This is a genomic window from Desulfoscipio gibsoniae DSM 7213 (assembly GCF_000233715.2).
Lineage (GTDB): Bacteria > Bacillota > Desulfotomaculia > Desulfotomaculales > Desulfallaceae > Sporotomaculum > Sporotomaculum gibsoniae.
In genome coordinates this window covers 328,686-347,554 of sequence record NC_021184.1, presented here as the reverse complement: position 1 = coordinate 347,554, position 18,869 = coordinate 328,686, and the positions used below count along the sequence as shown (strand labels likewise).

The window sequence follows — 18,869 nt, the reverse complement described above, 5'->3', positions numbered from 1 at the left end:
CTATTCGCCTCCTTTACCGGCAGCGGTTCTTCTAACTTCCGGCAAAACTTCTCCTTTATATATCCAAACCTTGACACCGATTTTACCATAAGTTGTATTTGCTTCGGCAAAACCATAGTCGATATCAGCACGCAATGTATGCAGGGGTACTTTACCTTCACTATACCACTCAGTCCGGGCAATTTCTGCTCCGGCCAGCCGGCCACTGCAAGAAATTTTGATTCCCTTGGCCCCCATCTTCATGGCCCTGCCTACGCTTTGTTTCATGGCCCGGCGGAAAGCAATTCTTCTCTCCAATTGAGAGGCTACATTCTCGGACAGCAACTGGGCATCAATTTCAGGCACTTTAACTTCAACTATGTTAATGTTCACATGCTTACCGGTCATTTGTTCCAGCTGCTTGCGCAAATTCTCCACCTCGGCACCGCCACGCCCGATAACAATACCCGGCTTGGCCGTGTGGATGGATAATTTTATTTTGTTGGCTGCCCGCTCTATCTGAATGCGGGCGATACCTGCCGCATACAATTTCTTTTTGACAAATTTGCGGATATTAAAATCCTCCAGTAAAAGGGTGGAAAAGTTTTTCTTATCCGCGTACCATTTGCCTTCCCAATCCTTAATAATGCCTATGCGCAACCCTACGGGATTTACCTTCTGCCCCACACTAACCCTCCTTTTTCTCTTTTACTACCACGGTAATGTGGCTGGTACGGTGGCGCAGTACATCCGCACGGCCCATGGCCCGGGGCTGCCACCGCTTCAAGGTGGGTCCTTGATCTACATAACAGGCGGCCACATACAGGTTATCCTTATTCATTTCATAATTATGCTCGGCGTTGGCTGCGGCAGATTTAACTACTTTAGCCACCGGTACAGAGGCCCGCTTGGGCGTAAATTTCAATATAGCCAGCGCCTCTTGCACATCCTTACCCCTGATAATGTCAATAACCTGACGCACTTTACGTGGGGAGATGCGAATATATTTCGCAACCGCTGTTGCTTCTTGCATGGTTTTACCCCCTTTACACGTTTACTTCAAAGACGTCGACCTTTCAGTATGTGATCCGTGTCCCCTGAAAAGCCTCGTGGGGGCGAACTCGCCTAATTTATGTCCAACCATATCCTCGGTAACATATACGGGAACATGCTTTCTGCCATCATGCACCGCAATGGTGTGCCCAATCATATCCGGAAAAATGGTGGACCGGCGGGACCATGTCTTAATGACCCTTTTGTCGCCCTTATCATTCATCTCTTGGATTCTATTAAGGAGTTTATCGTCACAATACGGGCCTTTTTTCAGAGAGCGACCCATCGGCTGGCCTCCTTCCTACACCTGTACATATACTTATTTTTTACCACGCCGCTTCACAATTAAGCGATCACTGGGTTTTTTCTTCCTGGTACGTGCACCCAGGGCTGGTTTACCCCAGGGAGTAACCGGGTTTCTGCCTACGGGTGAGCGACCCTCACCACCACCATGGGGGTGATCCACCGGGTTCATCACCACGCCGCGCACTGTCGGGCGAATGCCTGACCAACGGGAACGGCCGGCTTTACCAACCGAAATGTTCTCGTGATCCACATTACCCACCTGGCCTATGGTGGCCCGGCAATCCTGTAATATTAAACGCATTTCCCCTGATGGCATGCGTACGTGGGCGTATTTGCCCTCTTTAGCCATAAGCTGCGCGGCTGTGCCGGCTGAACGAACCAATTGTCCGCCGCCCTTGGGGTGCAGCTCAAGATTATGAATCATTGTACCCACCGGAATATTACGCAAAGCAAGGGCATTGCCCACTTTTATGTCAGCTTGCGGACCCGATTCAACCTTCTGTCCCACCTGCAGGCCTACCGGAGCAATGATATAACGCTTTTCACCGTCGGCATAATGCAACAGGGCAATACGTGCCGAGCGATTGGGATCGTATTCAATAGTGGCTACCTTGGCCGGTATACCATCCTTATCCCGTTTGAAATCAATTAACCGGTACATCCGTTTATGTCCGCCGCCACGGTGACGAACAGTTATTCTGCCGCTGGCATTTCTGCCGCCTTTGCTCTTAAGCGGTTCCAGCAGGGACTTTTCCGGTTCGGTGGCGGTTATTTCCTCGAAAGTTGATACAGTTACAAACCTCCGACCCGGCGATGTAGGCTTGAATTTTTTAATCCCCACCTGGTTTCCCTCCTTATCGCCCCCCCGCGTCCTTTTACCAGGACAGCGAAGGAATCATTTCACTAAACACCCTCAAAGAGCTGAATTTTTTGCCCCTCTTTGAGTGTAACTATGGCTTTCTTACGGTCGGGTGTCTTGCCCCAACGGTTACGAACCCGCTTTAATTTACCCTTGACCCGCATGGTGCGCACCTTGTCAACTTTAACATTAAACAACTCTTCCACAGCCTGGCGAATCTCAATTTTATTGGCACCCATATCCACGATAAATGTGTACTTGTTTTCTTCCACCAAGCCCATACTCTTTTCAGTGACCACCGGCTTTTTAATAATATCTCGAGGATTTTTCATTAAACAAACACCTCCTCGACCCTGGCCACCGCATCTTTGGTAATGACCAGCGTTTTATGCGCCAGCAAATCATAAACATTCAGCCCCGGGACGCTTAATTGTTTAATGCCCGGTATGTTACGCGCCGACTTATAAACCGCATCGTCTCTTTCCGCTGTTACTACCAAAGCTTTATTATCAACTTTAAGGTTATTAAGTATTTTTACCATATCCTTGGTTTTGGGCACATCCATTTTGAGCTCTTCCAAAACTACAATGGTGCCGCCTTCCACCTTGGAGGATAATGCTGATTTCATAGCCAGCCTGCGCACCTTTTTGGGCACCCGGTAGCTATAACTGCGCGGGTGTGGCCCGAACACAATGCCGCCGCCACGCCAGATGGGTGAACGAATAGACCCGTGCCGGGCCCGGCCGGTGCCTTTTTGGCGATAGGGCTTGCGGCCGCCGCCGCTGACTTCGGCCCTGGTTTTGGTATCGTGTGTGCCCTGCCGCCTGCCGGCCAACTGCATGGTTACGACATCATGCAGAGCTTGTTGGTGAACTGCAATACCGAAAATGTCTTCTTTTAAGTCGATCTCCCCGACCTGGTCACCGTTTATGTTATACATGGCAACTCTGGGCATGAATGACTTCCTCCTTTCGCTGCGCCGCCGTTACCTGGCTTTAACGGATTGTTTGACCATGACCAGACCGCCGCGCGGGCCCGGAATGGCTCCCTTAACAGCCAGCAGGTTCTGCCCGGCATCCGCACGGACAACCTCCAAATTCTGTATGGTCACCCGCTCAGCGCCGTAGTGCCCCGGCAATTTTCTGCCCTTGAACACCCGGGCCGGGCCTTTAGCCGCCAGCGAACCGGGACGCCGGTGATACTTGGAACCGTGCGCCATGGGGCCACGGTGGAATCCATGGCGTTTTATACCACCCGAAAAACCGCGCCCTTTGGTGATACCCACAACGTCTACTTTTTCGCCGGGTGCAAATACATCCGCTTTGATTTCCTGCCCCACTTCATAGGCATCAATGTCATCAACGCGTATTTCCCGCAAGTAACGCTTGGGCTTTATGCCCGCTTTTTCAAAATGGCCTTTCATAGGTTTGTTAAACAAATTTTCCCGTTTTTCACCAAACCCTAATTGAATGGCGTTATAGCCGTCCTTGGCGCCGGTTTTCTTTTGGGCCACCAAACAAGGTCCAGCCTCAATAACGGTTACCGGAACGGCAATACCTTCATCAGTAAATACCTGGGTCATACCAACCTTTTTACCCAATATTGCCTTGGGCATTTCCATGCACCTCCCGAGCCTGCTCGAAGTACTGTGCTTCCTAGGCTTTTCGATGCCGTCAGCGGTTCAACGTACTGGTCGCTGTTTTTATCACGACCACAAGCGCTGAACTTGACCTTCGAGACTGCTATCTGCTAGTTTTCTTATAGTTTAATTTCAATATCCACACCGGCGGGCAGGTCAAGGCGCATCAACGCATCCACCGTTTTGGGCGTGGGTTCCATAATGTCAATCAGCCGCTTATGGGTTCTCATTTCAAATTGTTCCCGGGAGTCCTTGTTGACGTGGGGGGAACGCAATATCGTGTAGATATTCTTTTCTGTGGGCAAAGGCACGGGGCCTGCCACATTAGCGCCGGTCCGCCGGGCGGTGTCCACTATTTTCTGGGCCGATTGGTCCAGCATGTGGTGATCATACGCCTTAAGCCGGATACGAATTTTTTGACTTTTCATGCACTGACCTCCTTTCGCCTAAAAGAAGTGCGTCAACAATTACTCGTTGATACCGGTAACCACACCGGCACCTACGGTACGACCACCTTCACGAATGGCGAAACGCAAACCTTCTTCTAAAGCAATGGGAGTAATAAGCTCGATATTCATTTTAATGTTGTCGCCCGGCATAACCATTTCCACACCCTCCGGCAACTGGGCCACGCCGGTCACGTCGGTGGTACGGAAGTAAAATTGCGGACGGTAGCCGTTGAAGAACGGGGTATGCCGGCCACCTTCTTCTTTGGTCAGCACGTATACTTCTGCGTTAAATTTGGTATGGGGCTTGATGCTGCCGGGTTTGGCCAGCACCTGGCCGCGCTCGATTTCTTTACGGTCTACGCCGCGCAGCAGACAGCCTACGTTGTCACCCGCTTCACCGCGGTCCAGTATCTTGCGGAACATTTCCACGCCGGTGACCACAGTCTTGCGCGGTTTATCCATCAAACCTACGATTTCTACTTCTTCACCTACTTTAACAGCGCCCCGCTCTATACGACCGGTGGCCACGGTACCACGACCCGTGATGGTGAATACGTCTTCCACAGGCATCAAGAACGGCTTGTCAATGTCGCGCTCCGGTGTGGGAACGTAGGCATCTACAGCGTCCATCAGTTCCCATACGCTCTTGCACCACTCGCATTCCCGTTTGCCGCAGCCGCATTCCAGCGCCTTTAATGCCGAACCGGTGATTACTGGGATGTCGTCCCCGGGGAATTCGTACTGGCTTAAAAGCTCACGCACTTCCATGTCCACCAGTTCCAGCAATTCGGCATCGTCTACCTGGTCGGCTTTGTTCAGGTAAACCACGATGTAGGGCACGCCCACCTGGCGGGAAAGGAGAATATGCTCACGGGTTTGGGGCATGGGACCGTCGGCAGCTGATACCACCAGTATGGAGCCGTCCATCTGGGCTGCGCCGGTGATCATGTTCTTGACGTAGTCGGCGTGGCCGGGGCAGTCTACGTGCGCGTAGTGTCTGGTCGCGGTCTCGTATTCCACGTGAGCGGTGTTGATGGTTATACCGCGCTCTCTTTCTTCCGGGGCATTGTCAATTTCATCGTACTTTTTCACTGAAGCTCCGCCCACTGTGGACAGCACGGTGGTGATAGCCGCGGTCAGGGTGGTTTTACCGTGGTCCACGTGGCCGATGGTACCGATGTTTACGTGCGGTTTAGTCCGCTCAAATTTCGCCTTTGCCATGGTTGGTTTTTGATTCCTCCTTGCAATTATCCGTAAAATCTTTTAGATACAATACTTTCCGCAATGTTCTGTGGCACTTCCTCATAGTGGCTGAACTGCATCGTATAAGTGCCACGGCCCTGGGTTCTGGAACGCAGTTCAGTGGCATAACCGAACATTTCCGATAGCGGTACAATGCCATGAATAACTTGATTTATTCCCCGGGGTTCCATTTCCTCGATACGCCCCCGGCGGGCGTTTATATCACCAATAACATCACCCATATACTCATCCATGACCACCACTTCCACCTTCATGACCGGTTCCAGCAATACTGCTCCGGCCTTTTTAGCCGCATTTTGCAGCGCCATGCTGCCTGCTATTTTAAAGGCCATTTCTGAAGAGTCAACATCATGATAAGAACCATCAAGCAATGTAGCCCGCAGGTCTACCAGCGGATAGGATGCTACTACACCATTAGACATAGCCTCGGAAATACCGTTTGATACCGCCGGTATATATTCCTTGGGTATTACCCCGCCAACAATTTTATTGACGAATTCAAACCCGGTGCCCGGCTCGGCCGGTTCAATCTCAATTACTACGTGACCGTATTGACCGCGCCCGCCGGACTGGCGAATAAATCTGCCTTCAGCCTTGGATTTTTTGCGAATAGTCTCTTTATAGGCGACCTGGGGCTTACCAACCGTGGCCTGCACTTTAAACTCACGCAGTAAGCGATCCACAATAATCTCCAGGTGCAGTTCGCCCATACCTCTAATGATGGTCTGCCCCGTTTCAGCGTCAATACTTACCTTGAAGGTGGGGTCTTCTTCGCCCAGTTTTTGCAAAGCTACAGCCATTTTATCCTGATCGGCCTTGGTATTGGGTTCAATGGCCACAGAAATAACGGGTTCGGGAAACTCCATGGACTCCAGCAGTATCGTCTGTTTTTCATCGCACAGGGTATCCCCGGTTGAGGTGTCCCTTAGTCCTACGGCTGCCACTATATCACCGGAATAGATCTCCTTGACCTCTTCCCGGTGGTTGGCATGCATTCGCAGTATACGGCCTACACGCTCCCGTTTTCCCTTAGTGGAGTTATAAACATATGATCCGCTGGCCATCCGCCCTGAATATACCCTGAAGTAAGTCAATTTTCCCACGTATGGGTCCGTCATAATTTTAAAAGCCAGTGCTGAAAAAGGTGCTTCGTCATCAGCTACCCGCGTGTCCTCATCGCTGGTGTCAGGGTGTACACCTCGGATAGCAGGAACATCCAGCGGAGATGGTAGATAATCCACGATGGCATCCAATAAGGGCTGAACCCCTTTATTTTTAAAAGAGGAACCGCAAAGTACCGGTATTATCTTCACCGCCAGTGCGGCCTTACGCAGAGCGCCCTTGATCTCTTCGGAAGTAAGCTGATCGCCTTCGAGATACTTGAGCATTAACTCTTCATCGAATTCGGCCACCGCCTCCAGAAGTTTTTCCCGGTGTTCGGTAACCAGTTCCAACATGTCCTCGGGAACATCTGTTTCCTCGCTAGTGGTGCCCAGGTCGTCAATGTACCTGATGGCCTTGTTGCGAACCAGGTCAACAATGCCGCTAAAATTCTCTTCCACACCAATGGGCAATTGAATTGCTACCGGGTTAGCACCTAATCTTTTACGCATCATAGCCATACCATTGAAAAAATCTGCGCCAACACGGTCCATTTTATTGATATAAGCAATCCGCGGCACCCTATATTTATCGGCCTGCCGCCATACCGTTTCAGACTGGGGTTCTACACCACCCACTGAACAAAAAACGGCAACCGCCCCATCCAGCACACGCAGCGACCTTTCCACCTCAACAGTAAAGTCCACGTGTCCGGGTGTGTCAATAATATTTACACAATGATCTCGCCATTGGCACGTCGTTGCAGCAGAGGTGATGGTAATACCCCTTTCCTGCTCCTGAACCATCCAATCCATGGTTGCCGCGCCATCATGGACTTCACCCAATTTGTGCACCTTACCTGTATAAAACAGGATGCGCTCGGTGGTGGTGGTCTTTCCGGCGTCTATATGTGCCATAATGCCAATGTTGCGAGTTTTTTCGAGCGGAAATTGCCTCGCCATTAAGACCCCCCCTTTCATTACCACCTGTAGTGAGCAAAAGCTTTGTTAGCCTCCGCCATTTTATGGGTATCTTCTTTCCGCTTTACAGAAGCCCCTGTGTTGTTGGATGCATCGATTAATTCATCCGCCAGGCGCTCCCGCATGGTCCTACCGGCACGTTCCCTGGAATATCTGGTTATCCAGCGAATAGCCAGTGTCTGCCTGCGTTCTGGTCTTACTTCCACAGGCACTTGATAGTTGGCACCACCTACCCGGCGGGCCTTTACTTCTAGAACCGGCATTACATTTTTCATGGCCTGCTCAAAAACTTCGCTGGGATCCTTGCCGGTTTTTTCCCGGATAATATCAAAAGCACCATAGCAGATGCTTTCCGCTACGCCCTTTTTACCATCGAGCATAACTTGATTTATTAACTTGGTAAGCACCTTGCTGTTGTGTACCGGGTCGGGCATAATGTCCCGTTTTGGTGCAGCACCTCTTCTCGGCATTTGTTTCCCCCCTTACGTATTAAGATATCAAGGACTTAGAGCAATTGTCTTATTTTTTTGGCCGTTTGGCACCATACTTGGAACGACCCCGATTACGGTTCTGCACTCCGGCACAGTCCAAAGCACCCCTGACAATGTGATACCTAACGCCCGGCAGGTCCTTTACCCTACCGCCGCGAACCAGCACCACCGAGTGCTCCTGCAGGTTGTGACCGATACCGGGGATATAGGAGGTTACTTCAATACCATTGGTAAGCCTTACCCTGGCCACCTTGCGCAGCGCTGAGTTTGGTTTTTTAGGAGTTGTGGTATATACCCTGGTACAAACTCCCCTTTTCTGCGGGCATTCTTTCAATGCCGGTGCAGTAGATTTTTTAATTAAATCCTCTCTGCCTTTTCTGATCAGCTGGTGGATTGTCGGCATATTCAATTACACCTCCTTTGCCGCATTATTAATTTAAGGCAAAATATAAACAATTAATCTTCTATAATAGCTGCCGTAGCACATTCAACTTTAATTCCACAAGCCTTGCCCAGGTTTTTCATGGAATCTACCCGTATAACCGAGACCTGGTTTTCCTCGCACAACTTAATCACAGGATCGACGACATGTTTATCTGCGTTATCTGCTACATACACCACTTTGGCCAGTTTTTTTTTCAATGCCTTAACGGTTTGCTTGCTACCCACCGACTTTTCCTTGGCTGCCTGCAGCCGTTTTAAAGGCATAATCGACACCCCCAAAAATAACACACTTAAGCATAATATCACTACCAACACGCAAAGTCAATAAATTTCACCGATGCCTGGGAGGTGCTCGGTTATATAATTTTTTTGGGACATACAGCCAGGCACACTGATTGGCGCCCGGCTGCATATCATCCCCCGGCACCCTTTGGCCGGTTACACCTCTGAAGTTAAATCCACTGTTTCCTTTAGGTCCTCAACATCCTCAGGCGGATTAATCTCAACGTTTCGATAGCGGCTCATACCGGTACCGGCAGGCACCAGCTTACCTATAATAACATTTTCCTTGAGCCCCAGAAGTGGATCCATTTTTCCTTTAATGGCCGCCTCGGTAAGCACCCTGGTGGTTTCCTGAAACGAGGCTGCCGACAGGAATGAATCCGTAGCCAGAGATGCCTTGGTAATGCCCAGCAATACCGGCTTAGCCTGGGCCGGTTCACCGCCCTCAAGCTCAACCAGCCTGTTTTCTTCTTCAAAATCAAATATGTCGATTAGTCCCCCGGGCAGCAGCGATGTATCACCTTGATCCTCCACCCGTACTTTGCGCAGCATCTGGCGAATCATCACTTCAATATGCTTATCATTAATATCCACACCCTGCAGGCGATATACCCGCTGCACTTCATGAAGCAAGTATATTTGCACTCCAGTGGCACCCTTTATTTTTAACAGGTCATGGGGGTTAACTGAACCCTCGGTCAATTCGTCACCGGCATCCACCCGGTCTCCATTTTGTACTTTCAATCGGGCGCCATAAGGGATTACATAGTTATTTTTGCTGCCGTCATCGCTGGTGATATCTATTTCTCTACGCCCCTTGACCTCTCTTAATTCGACCAGGCCGCCCTCTTCGGCAATAATGGCCTGGCCTTTGGGCTTGCGGGCCTCAAAAAGTTCCTCAACCCTGGGCAGACCCTGGGTAATATCATCTCCGGCCACACCACCGGTATGGAATGTGCGCATAGTCAACTGGGTGCCGGGCTCACCAATGGATTGTGCGGCAATAATACCCACCGCCTCGCCAATATCCACCATATGCCCGGTGGCCAGGTTGCGGCCGTAGCAGTTGATACATACTCCATACCTGCTTTTACAGGTGAGCACGGAACGGATCTTAACTTTCCTGATACCGGCTGCAACAATGCTGTCAGCGTCATCATATTCAATCACCTGACCTGCCGACACAATAACTTCCCCTGTTTCCGGATGCATGATATCTTCAAGGGCAATCCGTCCGGCAATACGATCCTCGAGCTTTTCAATTACCTCGGTGCCGTCTTTAATTTCGGAAACACTGATACCCTCTTCAGTGCCGCAATCGACCTCCCGCACGATGACATCCTGGGCCACATCCACCAGGCGGCGGGTCAAATATCCCGAGTCAGCTGTACGCAGAGCGGTATCTGCCAAACCTTTGCGGGCACCGTGCGTGGAAATAAAGTACTCCAAAACCGTCAGACCTTCGCGAAAGTTTGCTTTAATGGGCAGGTCGATAATCCGTCCCGAAGGATCCGCCATCAAGCCCCGCATGCCCGCCAGCTGGCGAATTTGCTGAATATTACCCCGGGCACCGGAGTTGGCCATCATATATACCGGGTTAAATTTATCCAGGGATTCAATCAGCGCATCGGTAACCTTTCTGGTGGCATCATTCCATATGCCGATAACCTTGCGATAGCGCTCCTCCTCTGTGATCAAGCCCCGGCGGTATTGAACCTCTACTTTAGCAACTTGTTTTTCGGCGTCGCCCAGTATTTCTTTCTTCTTTTCGGGGATAATGATATCCGCATTGCCAATGGTTACTCCTGCCTTAGTGGCGAACTTAAAGCCAAGGCCCTTAATTCCATCCAACAACTGGCCGGTAGCGGAAAAACCAAGTTTACGGTAAGATTCATCCACAATTTTACTTAGTGCTTTTTTATCAGCCACCCTATTAAAATAGCCAAGCTTTTTGGGAACAGCTGAATTAAAGATGACCCGGCCCACGGTTGTTTCTATAATCTCTTCATCTAACCTGACCTTGACCTTGGCATGGAGGCTAACTGCGCCATTTTCATAAGCTATCATGGCTTCTTCCGCACCGTAAAAGGTTTTACCCTCGCCAAGATCGCCGGGCTTTTCCATAGTCAGGTAATAGCTGCCCAACACCATATCCTGGGTGGGAATGGCCACGGGATGCCCATCCTTGGGATTTAAAATATTATACGCTGAAAGCATCAGCAATCTTGCCTCGGCCTGGGATTCAGCGGATAGAGGCAAGTGCACCGCCATTTGGTCTCCGTCGAAGTCAGCGTTATAAGCGGTACAAACCATGGGGTGAATTTGTATAGCCTTCCCTTCCACCAACTTTGGCTCAAAAGCCTGAATACCCAGGCGGTGCAGCGTGGGTGCGCGGTTTAACATCACCGGGTGATCCTTGATGACCTCTTCAAGGACATCCCACACCTCCGGGCGCACGCGTTCCACCATGCGCTTGGCACTTTTGATATTATGGGCATGACCGTCATTGACCAGTTTTTTCATTACAAAGGGTTTGAATAGCTCCAAAGCCATTTCTTTGGGTAAACCGCACTGGTGCAGTTGCAGCTTGGGGCCCACCACAATTACAGAACGCCCGGAATAATCCACCCTTTTGCCCAGCAGGTTTTGACGGAACCGGCCTTGTTTCCCCTTTAACATGTCGCTCAATGATTTTAAAGGACGGTTACCCGGCCCAGTCACGGGTCGACCCCGCCGGCCGTTATCAATTAGGGCATCCACAGCTTCCTGCAACATGCGCTTCTCATTACGCACTATGATATCCGGAGCTCCCAAATCCAGCAGCCTTTTGAGACGGTTATTGCGGTTGATCACCCTGCGATAAAGGTCGTTTAAATCCGAAGTGGCAAACCTGCCACCGTCCAGCTGCACCATGGGACGCAGCTCGGGCGGGATTACAGGCACCACGTCCATAATCATCCACTCAGGACGGTTGCCACTTTTACGGAAGGCATCAACAACTTCCAGCCGGCGAACGGCACGGATTTTACGCTGTCCTGAAACATCCCGCAGTTCCAAACGTAATTCCCGGTTCATTTCTTCCAAATTAATTTCTTGCAGCAGCTGCTTGATCGCCTCTGCTCCCATAAGCGCCTTAAAATTGCTGCCATACTTTTCCCGGTGTTCCCGGTATTCAGTTTCAGTGAGCAGCTGCTTTTTAAGCAGCGGTGTTTCCATGGGATCAACTACTATATATGAGACAAAATACAATACCTTTTCCAGCGCCCGGGGGGACATATCCAGCAAAAGTCCCATCCGGCTGGGTATTCCTTTGAAATACCAGATATGGGATACCGGTGCAGCCAGCTCAATATGTCCCAACCTCTCCCTGCGCACCTTGGAACGCGTCACCTCGACACCACAGCGATCGCAAATTACGCCCTTATAACGAACACGTTTATATTTACCGCAATGACATTCCCAGTCGCGGGTGGGACCAAAAATGCGTTCGCAAAACAGCCCGTCCCGCTCGGGTTTTAATGTGCGGTAATTGATGGTCTCGGGTTTCTTGACCTCACCGTTGGACCAGGCCCGGATTTGTTCCGGTGAAGCCAGGCCTATGCGAATTCGGTCGAAGTTATTCAAGTCCAGCAAGGACCTCTCTCCCTTCGGATTTTCTAACTGTGTTAGTAATTATCCTCATCGGGGTCATAATCGTTTAGATCCCCGTCAAGATTATTTACCTCATCCAGATCATCCAATTTACCGTCTTCATTTATAAGAGCATCCTCATCCAATTGGTCGATATCTTCACCCGGTTCCACGTCTTCTTCATCTTCGGGTTCTTCATAATTATCATCCCGCCGACGTCCCCGATCCTCATGCAATTCAATGCCTAAATCCTTGGCGGTTTCAGCAATATCATCTTCCGCTTCCTTGATTTCAATTTCCCGATCGTCCTCTGAAAGCACTTTGACATCCAGACTTAAGCTTTGAAGTTCTTTAATAAGCACTTTGAAGGACTCGGGCACACCGGGTTCAGGCACATTTTCACCTTTGACAATTGCTTCATAGGTTTTTACCCGCCCGACGACATCATCGGATTTGACGGTAAGTATCTCTTGCAGCGTGTAAGCCGCGCCATAAGCCTCCAGCGCCCAAACCTCCATTTCACCAAAACGCTGACCGCCGAACTGAGCCTTGCCGCCCAGCGGCTGCTGGGTAACCAGTGAATATGGTCCCGTGGAACGGGCATGGATTTTGTCATCCACCAGGTGGGCCAGTTTAAGCATATACACATACCCAACTGTAACCGGATTATCAAATGGTTCACCGGTACGACCGTCATACAAAGTCATTTTACCGTTGGTGGGTAGTCCTGCCCTTTCCAGCTGGGCTACGATATCCTCTTCCAATGCGCCGTTAAATACCGGGGTAGCCATGTGAATCCCCAGTGCATGGGCAGCCCAGCCCAGGTGTGTCTCCAGGACCTGGCCTATATTCATCCGGGAGGGCACCCCCAAAGGATTAAGTACAATTTCTATAGGCGTGCCATCGGGTAAAAACGGCATATCCTCCTCGGGTAAAATGCGTGCCACAACACCCTTGTTACCGTGGCGTCCGGCCATTTTATCACCCTCGGATATCTTGCGTTTTTGGGCAATGTATACCCGAACCAGCTGATTAACCCCGGGGGGCAATTCATCACCGTTATCCCGGGCGAACACCTTGACATCCACCACTTTGCCGGCTTCACCATGAGGTACTCGCAGCGACGTATCCCGTACTTCCCTGGCCTTTTCACCAAAAATAGCCCGCAGCAAGCGTTCTTCGGCAGTAAGCTCTGTTTCCCCCTTGGGGGTAACCTTACCCACCAGTATATCTCCGGGCCGCACCTCGGCACCTACACGGATAATACCACGGTCATCCAGATCCTTTAATATTTCCTCACCCACATTAGGAATGTCCCGGGTGATTTCTTCGGGACCCAGCTTAGTGTCCCGGGCGTCACATTCATATTCCTCTATGTGTATGGAAGTAAAGTAATCCTGCTTAACAGTCTTTTCACTGATCAATATAGCATCTTCGTAGTTGTAGCCCTCCCAGGGCATGAAGGCTACCAGGATATTGCGGCCCAGGGCAAGTTCACCATTGTCGGTAGAGGCCCCGTCGGCGATAACCTGACCGGCCACAACCCTTTCACCCCTACTAACTATCGGCCGCACATTAATACAGGTACCCTGGTTGGACCTGGAAAACTTCAACAACTTATACTTTTCCAGTCTATCGTCGTCTGTCCGGATTACAATTTCGGTGGCCGTAACCCTTTCCACCACGCCACTGTTATTGGCCAGTTTGACCACGCCGGAATCCCGGGCCGCCTTATATTCAATACCAGTGCCCACCAGCGGGGCATCGGTTCTAAGTAAAGGCACGGCTTGCCGCTGCATGTTGGCACCCATTAATGCCCGGTTGGCATCATCATGTTCCAAAAACGGTATTAACGCAGTGGCCACACTGACCACCTGTTTGGGCGAAACATCCATGTAATCCACTTGCTCCGCAGGTGCCACCAGTATTTCACTGCCGTGACGGGCGTTAACCCGTTCTTCAGCAAAGTAAAAATCCTCGTTTAGCGGTGCATTGGCTTGGGCAATGATTTGATCTTCTTCCTCATCAGCAGTAAGATATACTATTTCATCCGTTACCCGCTTGTTATCTTTATCCACCTTGCGGTAGGGCGTTTCAATAAAACCAAAATTATTAATCCGTGCATAGCACGAGAGAGAGCCTATTAAACCAATGTTAGGACCCTCGGGGGTCTCAATGGGACACATCCTACCATAGTGAGAGTGGTGCACGTCCCGCACTTCAAAACCTGCCCGCTCCCGGCTAAGGCCACCGGGTCCCAGGGCGGATAAGCGTCGTTTGTGGGTCAATTCGGCCAGAGGATTTGTCTGATCCATAAACTGACTGAGCTGGCTTGAGCCGAAAAATTCTTTAATGGCCGCCACAACGGGGCGAATGTTAATCAACACCTGCGGGGTAATAACATCCACATCCTGGATGGTCATACGTTCCCGCACCACACGTTCCATACGGGATAAGCCGATACGAAACTGATTTTGCAGCAACTCTCCCACCGAGCGCAGGCGCCGGTTGCCCAGGTGGTCGATATCATCCACCTGCCCCTCACCTTCCATAAGGCGCAGCAGGTAATTAACCGTTTCAATGATATCCTGGGCGGATAGCTCCCGAATAAATTCCCGTACTTTGGGCACTTCTGTTTTTAAATAGGGATCAAATTCGGTATCCTGGTTCTCGCTTTCAGGATAACGGTACAACACTCCGTGTTTTAGCTTTTTCTGAATCTTATAGCGTCCTACGACTGCCAGGTCATAACGTTTGGGGTCGAAAAAGAGTGTCTCCAACAGCGACCGGGCGCTATCCACCGTAGGCGGCTCGCCGGGGCGAAGGCGCTTATAGATTTCCACCAGCGCATCTTCCGTTGAATCAGTATTATCCCGGGCCAGGGTCTCCTGGATATGTATGTTCTCGTTAAATAAATCCGTAATCATGATATTGGATCCGTAACCCAAAGCTCTAATCAATACTGTCGCAGGAATCTTTCTGGTGCGGTCAATTCGCACGTGAAGCTGGTCGTTGATATCAGTTTCAAACTCCAGCCAGGCGCCACGATTGGGTATAATAGTTGCACCATATAGTTTTTTGCCGCTGGGGTCGTGTGTCTCCGCAAAGTAAACACCGGGTGAACGCACCAACTGGCTGACAATAACCCGCTCGGCCCCGTTGATAATAAAAGTACCCTTATCGGTCATCAGCGGGAAATCACCCATAAAAACTTCCTGTTCCTTAACCTCACCTGTCTCCTTGTTAATCAGGCGCACCTTTACCCTAAGTGGAGCAGCATAGGTGACATCGCGTTCCTTACATTGCTCGACGCCATACTTTGGTTTCCCCAGGCTGTAATCCAAAAACTCCAGCACTAAATTGCCGGTAAAGTCCTGAATGGGAGAAATATCATGGAACACCTCCCTCAGCCCTGCGTTAAGAAACCATACGTACGAGTTGCGCTGCACTTCAATGAGATTAGGCAGCTCCAAAACTTCCTGGAACTTCCCGAAATTCCACCTGGTTCTAGTACCCAGTTGCTCAGGATACATCTACAGCACCACACCCCCAAAAATAAGGCATTAATATTAATACAAACAACGAAAAGCAAGGTCTTGTCCTTTTCACAATCCCTCGCTTACTAACAAAATAAAAAAAGCTATCTAATGTATTATTTCCATTATTTTTATAACGGATACATTTTCCGGGCATGCATAAAAAATAAAAGCCTTTATAAAAGAACTAGCCCAGAAAAATCTGCTATTTTTACCAATGCTCTTTATAATGGACATTCTCGGATTATATCATGTTACTCCTTTACTGTCAAGCAAAAAGCCGCACCCCGGCTCGGGAGCGGCTTATAGTTAAAATTTTTAATACCAGCTACTTAATTTCAACGGTAGCACCAGCTTCAACGAGCTTGGTCTTAAGCGCTTCGGCATCTTCTTTGCTGATTTTTTCTTTGATAGGCTTGGGAGCGCTGTCCACCAGTTCCTTGGATTCTTTCAATCCAAGGCCGGTAGCCTCGCGTACCACCTTGATAACGTTTACTTTCTTGTCACCAACGGCTGTCAAAATTACGTCAAATTCAGTTTGAGCCTCTTCCTCGGCCGGAGCGGCAGCACCTGCTACAGGGGCAGCTACGGCTGCAACGGGGGCAGCGGCACTTACACCAAATTCTTCTTCAAAAGCTTTGACCAGTTCGGCCAGTTCCAACACGGTTAAGCCCTTAACGGCTTCAAGTATTTCTGCTACTTTGGACATTGATATAAACCTCCTAAAAATTTAATTTTCTTATTGCAAGTCGTTTCGTAATTGCTGTGGATAGTGACCAGCACCTTAACCCGCCGCTTCGCCGGCCTTTTTTTCACGCACGGCATCAAACACATAAACAAGATTCCTTAGCAGGCCCTGCAGTGCCCCGGCAAAACCATACATGGGAGCCTGCATACCACTCAATACCTGTGCCAGCAGCATCTCCCGGGAAGGCAAACCGGCCAATGCCTTCACTTGCGCTGCATCAATAACCTGTCCTTCCAAAATGGCTGCTTTTATTTCCAGCTTCTTATGCTCTTTAATAAATTCATTCAGCACTTTGGCCGGTGCCACCGGATCACTCATGCCGAAAGCCAGCGCAGTAGGGCCTTCCAGATACGGGTCCGCACCCTCCATATTCAATTCTCTGGCTGCAATTTTAATAATGGTATTTTTAGCTACCTTTAACTCGCTGCCCGACTCGCGCATTTTACGGCGCAATTTGGTCATGGCATCCACATTGATACCCTTATAATCGGTCATAATAGTTATTTGCGAGGAACCCATCTTTTCCTTGAGCATTTGCAGCATTTGTTCTTTTTCCTGTTTATTAATAGGCAATATGTACACCTCCTTTTCCATTAAACAAATTCTTAATTCGGGTGGGGTTTTAACCCCATAAATTGGGGACATTCCTCGAAGAGGTGTGTCCCCTATCCGATAAATCTTAGAAGTTGTTATCCAGGAGCTTAGCGCCGCTTATCTGCCGCTTAAAAAGTGGGAGTATTAGCGGCGATTAGCTATCGGATAACTAAAAAAGCCTCCGGTGCAAGACAGCATGCCAGAGGCCCGTTTAAGCAAAGCTTAAAAGGTTAAACCCTCCCGGCCTCGGCTGGCGGCACTTGGCCATTAAGCCCCTTAAGGGCGCCTGCTGTCTGCGGCTAGGTATCACTATGCAGTTTAATTTATCAAGCGGTAACTTTCTGGGCACTAACCTTAACACCGGGCCCCATGGTGGTGGTCACCGTAATACCTTTAATATACTGGCCTTTGGTTGCCGAAGGTTTTACCCGGATGAGCTGTTCGACCAGTGCCTTTAAGTTTTGGGCAAGTTTTTCAGATTCAAAAGAAGCTTTACCAATAGGAACATGAATACTCCCGGCTTTATCCACCCGGTATTCAATTTTACCGGCCTTCACTTCTTGAATAGCCTGGGTCACATCAAAGGTAACGGTACCTGTTTTGGGGTTGGGCATCAACCCCCGGGGACCAAGAATACGGCCCAACTTACCCACCGTACCCATCATATCCGGGGTGGCAATGGCTACTTCAAACCCCAGCCAACCTTCCTTTTGAATCTTCTCCACCATATCCTCCGCACCAACAAAATCCGCTCCGGCAGCTTCAGCCTCCTTGGCTTTATCACCTTTGGCGAATACCAGCACAGTACGGGTTTTACCAGTACCATGGGGCAATACCATGGCACCCCGGACCTGCTGGTCGGCATGCCGCGGATCCACGCCAAGCTTAATAGCAGCTTCCACAGTTTCATCAAACTTGGCTTTGGCCATGCCCTTTAACAATTCAATGGCTTCCAGCGGGTCATAAAGTTTGGTACGGTCAATTTGCTTGGCCGCATCTTGATACCTTTTTCCTCTTTTTGGCATACATTATACCTCCCTGTGGTATTAGCGGAAATTCTCCTCCCACAATTTTTTAACCGGCTATCTCTATGCCCATGCTGCGGGCAGTGCCCTCAACCATGCGCATAGCTGCATCAACAGTATTAGCATTCAGGTCTTGCATCTTTAATTCAGCAATTTCCCGCACCTGGGCGCTGGTCACCTTGCCAACTTTCTTTTTGTTAGGTTCACCTGACGCAGTCTCCAGACCGGCTGCTTTTTTCAACAACACCGCCGCCGGCGGGGTCTTGGTAATAAATGTAAAGCTCCTGTCTTCATAAACAGTTATCTCCACCGGGATAATCATACCCGCCTGCTTGGCAGTACGTTCATTATAATCTTTAACAAATTGCATAATGTTAACCCCGTGCTGGCCAAGTGCTGGTCCTACCGGGGGTGCGGGAGTGGCTTTACCCGCAGGCACCTGCAATTTAATAACTGCTGCCACCCGTTTAGCCATATGTCACACCTCCTT

The 18,869-nt window shown here is 49.9% G+C and carries 19 protein-coding genes and 1 other annotated feature; all 19 genes read right to left on the bottom strand.

Translation table 11 applies throughout. The features are described from left to right. The 19 genes from rpsC to rplK all read right to left on the bottom strand — a co-directional run bounded on the left by rpsC (window position 1) and on the right by rplK (window position 18,854). On the bottom strand, window positions 1–666 hold the full coding sequence (rpsC, locus tag DESGI_RS01785) for a 30S ribosomal protein S3 (protein ID WP_006522865.1): 666 nt from the start codon (window positions 664–666) through the stop codon (window positions 1–3). Window position 667: 1 nt separating this feature from the next. Beyond that, window positions 668–1,012 carry a 50S ribosomal protein L22 gene (gene rplV / locus DESGI_RS01780; RefSeq protein WP_006522866.1) on the bottom strand — a complete coding sequence of 115 codons (345 nt, stop codon included), beginning with the start codon at window positions 1,010–1,012 and terminating at the stop codon, window positions 668–670. A 21-nt stretch (window positions 1,013–1,033) separates the two neighbouring features. Then, a complete protein-coding gene (gene rpsS, locus DESGI_RS01775; RefSeq protein WP_006522867.1) occupies window positions 1,034–1,318 on the bottom strand; it encodes a 30S ribosomal protein S19 in 285 nt (94 codons plus the stop codon). Between the two features lie 33 nt (window positions 1,319–1,351). Further along, on the bottom strand, window positions 1,352–2,179 hold the full coding sequence (gene rplB, locus DESGI_RS01770; RefSeq protein ID WP_006522868.1) for a 50S ribosomal protein L2: 828 nt from the start codon (window positions 2,177–2,179) through the stop codon (window positions 1,352–1,354). Window positions 2,180–2,241: 62 nt separating this feature from the next. Then, on the bottom strand, window positions 2,242–2,529 hold the full coding sequence (gene rplW / locus DESGI_RS01765; RefSeq protein WP_006522869.1) for a 50S ribosomal protein L23: 288 nt from the start codon (window positions 2,527–2,529) through the stop codon (window positions 2,242–2,244). After that, the gene (gene rplD / locus DESGI_RS01760; protein ID WP_006522870.1) at window positions 2,529–3,152 is read right to left on the bottom strand and encodes a 50S ribosomal protein L4; all 624 of its coding nucleotides are present in this window, start codon (window positions 3,150–3,152) and stop codon (window positions 2,529–2,531) included. The genes rplW and rplD overlap by 1 nt, the downstream gene beginning before the upstream one ends. Window positions 3,153–3,182: 30 nt before the next feature. Continuing rightward, complete coding sequence (rplC, locus tag DESGI_RS01755; protein WP_006522871.1) at window positions 3,183–3,812, bottom strand: 50S ribosomal protein L3; 630 nt, start codon at window positions 3,810–3,812, stop codon at window positions 3,183–3,185. A 143-nt stretch (window positions 3,813–3,955) separates the two neighbouring features. After that, the gene (gene rpsJ, locus DESGI_RS01750; protein WP_006522872.1) at window positions 3,956–4,264 is read right to left on the bottom strand and encodes a 30S ribosomal protein S10; all 309 of its coding nucleotides are present in this window, start codon (window positions 4,262–4,264) and stop codon (window positions 3,956–3,958) included. A gap of 39 nt (window positions 4,265–4,303) precedes the next feature. Further along, the gene (gene tuf, locus DESGI_RS01745) at window positions 4,304–5,506 is read right to left on the bottom strand and encodes an elongation factor Tu (protein ID WP_006522873.1); all 1,203 of its coding nucleotides are present in this window, start codon (window positions 5,504–5,506) and stop codon (window positions 4,304–4,306) included. Between the two features lie 26 nt (window positions 5,507–5,532). Further along, window positions 5,533–7,611 carry an elongation factor G gene (gene fusA, locus DESGI_RS01740; RefSeq protein WP_006522874.1) on the bottom strand — a complete coding sequence of 693 codons (2,079 nt, stop codon included), beginning with the start codon at window positions 7,609–7,611 and terminating at the stop codon, window positions 5,533–5,535. Between the two features lie 17 nt (window positions 7,612–7,628). Beyond that, the gene (gene rpsG, locus DESGI_RS01735) at window positions 7,629–8,099 is read right to left on the bottom strand and encodes a 30S ribosomal protein S7 (protein WP_006522875.1); all 471 of its coding nucleotides are present in this window, start codon (window positions 8,097–8,099) and stop codon (window positions 7,629–7,631) included. A gap of 49 nt (window positions 8,100–8,148) precedes the next feature. After that, on the bottom strand, window positions 8,149–8,523 hold the full coding sequence (gene rpsL / locus DESGI_RS01730) for a 30S ribosomal protein S12 (RefSeq protein WP_006522876.1): 375 nt from the start codon (window positions 8,521–8,523) through the stop codon (window positions 8,149–8,151). 53 nt (window positions 8,524–8,576) lie between these two features. Next, window positions 8,577–8,828 (bottom strand): ribosomal L7Ae/L30e/S12e/Gadd45 family protein, encoded by a 252-nt coding sequence (locus DESGI_RS01725; RefSeq protein ID WP_006522877.1) that lies wholly within the window; start codon window positions 8,826–8,828, stop codon window positions 8,577–8,579. A 174-nt stretch (window positions 8,829–9,002) separates the two neighbouring features. Beyond that, a complete protein-coding gene (gene rpoC / locus DESGI_RS01720; protein ID WP_006522879.1) occupies window positions 9,003–12,479 on the bottom strand; it encodes a DNA-directed RNA polymerase subunit beta' in 3,477 nt (1,158 codons plus the stop codon). A gap of 32 nt (window positions 12,480–12,511) precedes the next feature. After that, the gene (gene rpoB / locus DESGI_RS01715) at window positions 12,512–16,009 is read right to left on the bottom strand and encodes a DNA-directed RNA polymerase subunit beta (RefSeq protein WP_006522880.1); all 3,498 of its coding nucleotides are present in this window, start codon (window positions 16,007–16,009) and stop codon (window positions 12,512–12,514) included. 331 nt (window positions 16,010–16,340) lie between these two features. Next, window positions 16,341–16,721 (bottom strand): 50S ribosomal protein L7/L12, encoded by a 381-nt coding sequence (gene rplL, locus DESGI_RS01710; RefSeq protein ID WP_006522881.1) that lies wholly within the window; start codon window positions 16,719–16,721, stop codon window positions 16,341–16,343. A 75-nt stretch (window positions 16,722–16,796) separates the two neighbouring features. Beyond that, window positions 16,797–17,333, bottom strand: coding sequence for a 50S ribosomal protein L10 (rplJ, locus tag DESGI_RS01705; protein WP_006522882.1), 537 nt, complete (start codon window positions 17,331–17,333; stop codon window positions 16,797–16,799). Window positions 17,334–17,515: 182 nt separating this feature from the next. After that, window positions 17,516–17,671, bottom strand: a sequence feature (ribosomal protein L10 leader region). 9 nt (window positions 17,672–17,680) lie between these two features. Next, entirely contained in the window at window positions 17,681–18,379 is a 699-nt protein-coding gene (gene rplA / locus DESGI_RS01700; RefSeq protein ID WP_006522883.1) for a 50S ribosomal protein L1, read from the bottom strand. Between the two features lie 49 nt (window positions 18,380–18,428). Further along, the gene (gene rplK / locus DESGI_RS01695; RefSeq protein WP_006522884.1) at window positions 18,429–18,854 is read right to left on the bottom strand and encodes a 50S ribosomal protein L11; all 426 of its coding nucleotides are present in this window, start codon (window positions 18,852–18,854) and stop codon (window positions 18,429–18,431) included. Window positions 18,855–18,869 lie beyond the last annotated feature (15 nt).

What these genes read in the sequence shown, in the direction of transcription:
- rplV (WP_006522866.1), bottom strand. Translation starts at nt 1,012, where the DNA reads ATGCAAGAAGCAACAGCGGTTGCGAAATATATTCGCATCTCCCCACGT.
- rpsS (WP_006522867.1), bottom strand. Translation starts at nt 1,318, where the DNA reads ATGGGTCGCTCTCTGAAAAAAGGCCCGTATTGTGACGATAAACTCCTT.
- rplW (WP_006522869.1), bottom strand. Translation starts at nt 2,529, where the DNA reads ATGAAAAATCCTCGAGATATTATTAAAAAGCCGGTGGTCACTGAAAAG.
- rplD (WP_006522870.1), bottom strand. Translation starts at nt 3,152, where the DNA reads ATGCCCAGAGTTGCCATGTATAACATAAACGGTGACCAGGTCGGGGAG.
- rplC (WP_006522871.1), bottom strand. Translation starts at nt 3,812, where the DNA reads ATGCCCAAGGCAATATTGGGTAAAAAGGTTGGTATGACCCAGGTATTT.
- rpsJ (WP_006522872.1), bottom strand. Translation starts at nt 4,264, where the DNA reads ATGAAAAGTCAAAAAATTCGTATCCGGCTTAAGGCGTATGATCACCAC.
- tuf (WP_006522873.1), bottom strand. Translation starts at nt 5,506, where the DNA reads ATGGCAAAGGCGAAATTTGAGCGGACTAAACCGCACGTAAACATCGGT.
- fusA (WP_006522874.1), bottom strand. Translation starts at nt 7,611, where the DNA reads ATGGCGAGGCAATTTCCGCTCGAAAAAACTCGCAACATTGGCATTATG.
- rpsG (WP_006522875.1), bottom strand. Translation starts at nt 8,099, where the DNA reads ATGCCGAGAAGAGGTGCTGCACCAAAACGGGACATTATGCCCGACCCG.
- rpsL (WP_006522876.1), bottom strand. Translation starts at nt 8,523, where the DNA reads ATGCCGACAATCCACCAGCTGATCAGAAAAGGCAGAGAGGATTTAATT.
- DESGI_RS01725 (WP_006522877.1), bottom strand. Translation starts at nt 8,828, where the DNA reads ATGCCTTTAAAACGGCTGCAGGCAGCCAAGGAAAAGTCGGTGGGTAGC.
- rpoB (WP_006522880.1), bottom strand. Translation starts at nt 16,009, where the DNA reads ATGTATCCTGAGCAACTGGGTACTAGAACCAGGTGGAATTTCGGGAAG.
- rplL (WP_006522881.1), bottom strand. Translation starts at nt 16,721, where the DNA reads ATGTCCAAAGTAGCAGAAATACTTGAAGCCGTTAAGGGCTTAACCGTG.
- rplA (WP_006522883.1), bottom strand. Translation starts at nt 18,379, where the DNA reads ATGCCAAAAAGAGGAAAAAGGTATCAAGATGCGGCCAAGCAAATTGAC.
- rplK (WP_006522884.1), bottom strand. Translation starts at nt 18,854, where the DNA reads ATGGCTAAACGGGTGGCAGCAGTTATTAAATTGCAGGTGCCTGCGGGT.